Annotated in this window: 4 protein-coding genes; 2 read left to right on the forward strand and 2 right to left on the reverse strand. The window is 37.4% G+C overall.

What is annotated here, in order from left to right; genetic code table 11:
• Positions 1–265 precede the first annotated feature (265 nt).
• Positions 266–817, forward strand: a complete 552-nt coding sequence (locus IGQ45_10855; GenBank protein MBF2057689.1) for a photosystem II reaction center PsbP family protein — start codon at positions 266–268, stop codon at positions 815–817.
• Between the two features lie 421 nt (positions 818–1,238).
• On the opposite strand, the gene rseP is transcribed toward IGQ45_10855, so the two are convergent.
• Both rseP and IGQ45_10865 read right to left on the reverse strand, forming a co-directional pair.
• Complete coding sequence (rseP, locus tag IGQ45_10860; protein MBF2057690.1) at positions 1,239–2,318, reverse strand: RIP metalloprotease RseP; 1,080 nt, start codon at positions 2,316–2,318, stop codon at positions 1,239–1,241.
• A 273-nt stretch (positions 2,319–2,591) separates the two neighbouring features.
• Positions 2,592–3,713 carry a CO2 hydration protein gene (locus tag IGQ45_10865; protein ID MBF2057691.1) on the reverse strand — a complete coding sequence of 374 codons (1,122 nt, stop codon included), beginning with the start codon at positions 3,711–3,713 and terminating at the stop codon, positions 2,592–2,594.
• A gap of 239 nt (positions 3,714–3,952) precedes the next feature.
• Between IGQ45_10865 and IGQ45_10870 the strand changes: the two genes are divergently transcribed.
• Entirely contained in the window at positions 3,953–4,516 is a 564-nt protein-coding gene (locus tag IGQ45_10870) for a hypothetical protein (protein ID MBF2057692.1), read from the forward strand.
• Positions 4,517–4,646: the final 130 nt, after the last annotated feature.

Raw genomic sequence — 4,646 nt, forward strand, 5'->3', positions numbered from 1 at the left:
TATGGGCTGTCGTCTAACGGCGAGTCGGTGAACCAAGAATCCCCCACTATAACCCGTAGGGTTTAGTGGTGGGAGTGTCAAATCACTATATAGTTGGAGGTTGCTAAATCAGTGTTCAAAACCTCAAAGGAGAGAAAAAATCAAGCATAAAAAAAACAATTACTTTAGCATTCTTCATTCCTTTTACTATCTATTGTCTATTATCCACAAGGGATTTTTCCTTTTCGTGGGAAAATGAAAGAATGATGTTTTTAAAATAGAAATTATGATTAAGCGTTTCATTGGTTTATTACTGGTACTTTTTACAATTACTTTAAGCGCCTGTAGCCCAGCGTTAGGAGGTTTGCAACGTTATGCTGATGCGGTGGATGGTTATCAATTCTTGTATCCTAATGGTTGGATGGCAGTGGATGTACAAAATGCTTCCGATGGAGTTGATGTAGTATATCGTGATTTTATTGAGCGCACGGAAAATTTGAGCGTTATTATTAGTGAAGTAAGTCAGGAAAAGGATTTAGCCGATTTAGGCACTCCTAGTGAGGTAGGTTATCGTTTTATGGAGATGGTTAACCAAAATACTGAATCAGGAAGGGAAGCAGAGTTAATTTCTGCTGAAAAAAGACAAGTCGATCTAAAAGATTATTACATCTTAGAGTATCGAGTTAAATTAGGAGAAGACCAATATCGTCATAATTTGGCTAGTGTTGTTACCGCAAAAGGAAAACTTTATACCTTCAATATTTCTACCACCGAAGGGCGCTGGGATAATGTGTCAGAATTATTTAAAGTGGTGACTAATTCTTTTCATCTTGGTTAATATTAACCTCTGAATAACTAGATCCGTCGGACTTACGCAAAAATTATCAAAATAGTTTTTTGTTCAATATTAATCGCTCAAATAATAAAGATTTGTTGAAGTGCGTAAGTCCTATGGATAATAGATTACATTTTTAATGTCAAAGTTGACTATATTATTTGTTGAATTAGACTAGATGTGTGAGAAGAATTGATAAGATAATTGGGAAAATAACTATCCCTCATTTGTCACTTTCCGATAAAAGACTTTCAATGGATATATTTTCAGAGATGTTTAAATTCTGATAATTTCTATTACTTAAAAAGTCTCGAAATGATTTGTTAATCAGAGTTCTGTGATTTAGGAATCCTAAATATGTTCGGAGAATGACAAAAGAGCATTAGTTAAGGTAATTATGATTAAAGGAAACTAAGATAAGACACTAGCGCAAAAAAGCTAAATTAACGGTGTCACGCAAAATTAGAAATACTCCTAAGCCCAGGAGTAAAACTAAGCCGGTTTGCATAATGCCTTCTTGCAATTGATTTGGTAGCGGTTTACCGCGCACTCCCTCAAACAGTAAAAACACTAATTGACCACCATCGAGGGCAGGTAAAGGTAAGATGTTGATAATGGCAAGGTTAATACTAATCAGCGCCCCAAACTGGAATAAGTTACCGAGGTCACTTTTTGCCAATTCAGCGCCCACCGCCACAATGGCCACAGGACCAGCTACTTGAGTAGCGCTTTCTTGAAAATTTGTCAAGAGTTGACCGAAACCTTGAACCGTTAATTTGACGTAACGTTCAAATTGTTGAGCGCCAATGGTAAACCCTTCCATAAAATTAGAAGGGTGCCGACGAGTAACATCTCCATTAGGTGCTAACATCACGCCAATTTTGCCCTTATCATTTTCCCCTAACTCAGGAGTAATATTAACCTCAAAAACATCAGTTTCCCTTTTTACCATAAAATTGAGGCTTTTTTCTGGGGAATCTTGAATGCGACGGCGTAAAATTTCCATCCCTTCTTCCCCAATGGGTAACGTTTCTCCATCAATGGCAATAATCACATCCCCACTCTCTAAGCCACTGGCGCGCGCTGGTGATACTTCAGCGCTGATGATTTCGGGAATTAATACTCCCTGCTGATAATTAATATCTTGAACTCCCATCACATTAGCTTGTCCTACCAACAAAAAATAGGCAAAAATCAAATTAGCAATTACCCCAGCACTAATGACAATTGCCCGATCAAATACCGGGCGATTACGCAATAAATCAGGATCATCAAGGGAAATATCACTATCTGGATCATCATCAGGAAAACCCACATAACCCCCTAAAGGAAAAGCTCTGATAGCGTATTCGGTCTCCTTACCATCATACTTCAGCAACACTGGACCGAAACCGATGGAAAACTTACTAACTTTAATACCTTGTAATCTGGCGGCGCTAAAATGTCCTAATTCGTGGACAACAATTAAAATCGCTAAAACTCCGATGGCTGCTAATACTGACATATTTAATATGTTAAATAATGAATAATTGATCGAATAATAAAGAGTTTAAAACCCCGTCTTTTCAGACATGAGCAAAAAAACACGGTAGTGCAAACTATTTTTAAATTTACCTTTGCCCTTTGCCCTTTTAACTATTTCTTTTGTTAACCTAACACTTTCCTTGAAAGTATAACTTTTTGAGTGCTATAACCAATATAACCAACCGCCTCTTAACTTTCATAGCGTATCAGTATCAATATTTATTTTTTCAAAATACAGTTTTTTTGTAAAATTCTATTTATTGACCTCAAGAATGCGAGAAGTGAGAAAACGATCTAACCAATTCTCTAAATAGTGACGATTAGCTTGTTTTTCCTCATCTTTAGTGGTGTCAAAGGGGAAGGGCGCTAGACCTTGAATGGCTGCCGTAGTGACACAATACATAGACTTTTGGAAACTAATACAAATTTTTACTAATAAATCATCCTCTTGTCGCAAAGTATTACGATAAACCTCATGAAGATACTCAGGAAGATAATGGCGCATATCCTGCATCAATAAAGTTGGGGGAATCCCAGCGCCCCCCACCGGAAAAGGATCAGCGTACAAAGCACCATAATTAAAGCCTTCCTGCACACTAGGAACTTGATTAGCTTGGGCATTATAAGAAATTGTACCTAAAAAGGGAGTACCCCGAAAGAAAATCGCTTCCACATAAGGCACAGCCGTATCCATCAAAAAAGTTATCCCAGCGCCCTCCCCCATCAAATCATACATCTTGCCATCAATTTCCACTTGATAAACAATGGGCTTATTAGCATCAGCCACCAATCCAGCTAAAATATGAGCCACCACATCACTAATGGTATTAATTTCCCCTTGATCATAACGATCTGATAAAGTGATAAACATATCGCTCATAACTCGCCAAAATTGTCCCAATGCAGAGTAATAAACCAACATTTTGACTTGTTCACTCAAAAAATCAGGAAACAAGCGATTTAAGCTCGATATAAAAGGATTTCCTGCCGTTTTTGCCTTAATAGCTTCAGCGCACTTCCCCTTAAAATCATCACTTTCGAGATATTCTTGCAACTTCCCACCTCCATGCCATAACATACCGCGCATACAATACTCAGCATATTCATAATTAATGCGATCATGCCACCAATGACGAGTCAACTTTTGCCAAGAAACATCACCATTAAAATACTTAAAAAAAGGAAATAATACTAAAAATTGATGTTCAGCAATATAATTAAGATTATTGGCATAATAGTCCAAAACAACCCCGTAGGATTTTAATATCCCCACCACCTCAAGGACATTTTCAGGGCTTTCCTGTAACAGCGTTTGACCATTTTCCAAACGATAAATATACTCAGCTAAAGGATGAGTGGAGGGAGTTACTACCATATAATCTTTTTATTTAATAATCATACAGCCACTATTTTATCATTATTACCGTTGTCAAAAATAATTTTTGATTATTGCGTGGGGGTTGAATATTAAGCTAATTTCCCTTTAAGTCGTTGACTAAATTCAGATGTTTGGTTCGACGATCAAAAAACTCTGCTTTCACTTCTCAAGTTAACCCAAATGAGAAATAAAGTGCTACTATATTTGAGAATTAATCCCATAGTTATTAATAAATTATGTTTTCTAAGTTAGGCTTTTTTCGTAACTCCTCCCTTCAATGGCTAATAATTTCCTTAACTTGTTGGGGTTTAATGTCAGCGCCCGCCACCGCTCAAACCCAAGTTAATACAAACGAACCTAACATTATCGAGCCCATCAGCGAAACCGACACCATTCTGAGCCTTAACGGTGGAAAAAAATTAATGGCAGAAGCTGAAACTGCTATCAGTCAAGCAAATTACGATTTAGCATCCACCAAATTACAACAAGCGAGAAGGGTTTTCAATCAATTATCCAATTTTTATTTACAACTAGCCGAGAGTTTTTCTGGCATTAACAATGATATTACTGCTCAACAACGGGCAGGGGCATTGGAAACAGCTACCTTACGGGATGAATCCACTTACCAATTAGCCCTAGTGCATCGGGCGCAGAGTAAACCAGAATTAGCAGTGCCTTTATTAATCCAAATTATTCGCTCCCAAAATCCTACCAGTGAATTAGGGCGTAAATCCTATCAACAATTATACGAAATTGGTTTTGTTGCCGTACCCTTTGAGCGCAACTCCCAACGTAACTAAGGTTTGCTGAATAAATCAAAACCCTATTTAAAACCCAGCGCCCTCCACCCATATAAAAAAAGTCTCCCCTTCTTAAGCAGGGTGTTTTCAAAGTCAGGATCAAAATTGATTTGTTTTTGACAAGAAGACA

Origin of the sequence: Cyanobacterium sp. T60_A2020_053 (assembly GCA_015272165.1) — a bacterium.
Taxonomy (GTDB): domain Bacteria; phylum Cyanobacteriota; class Cyanobacteriia; order Cyanobacteriales; family Cyanobacteriaceae; genus Cyanobacterium.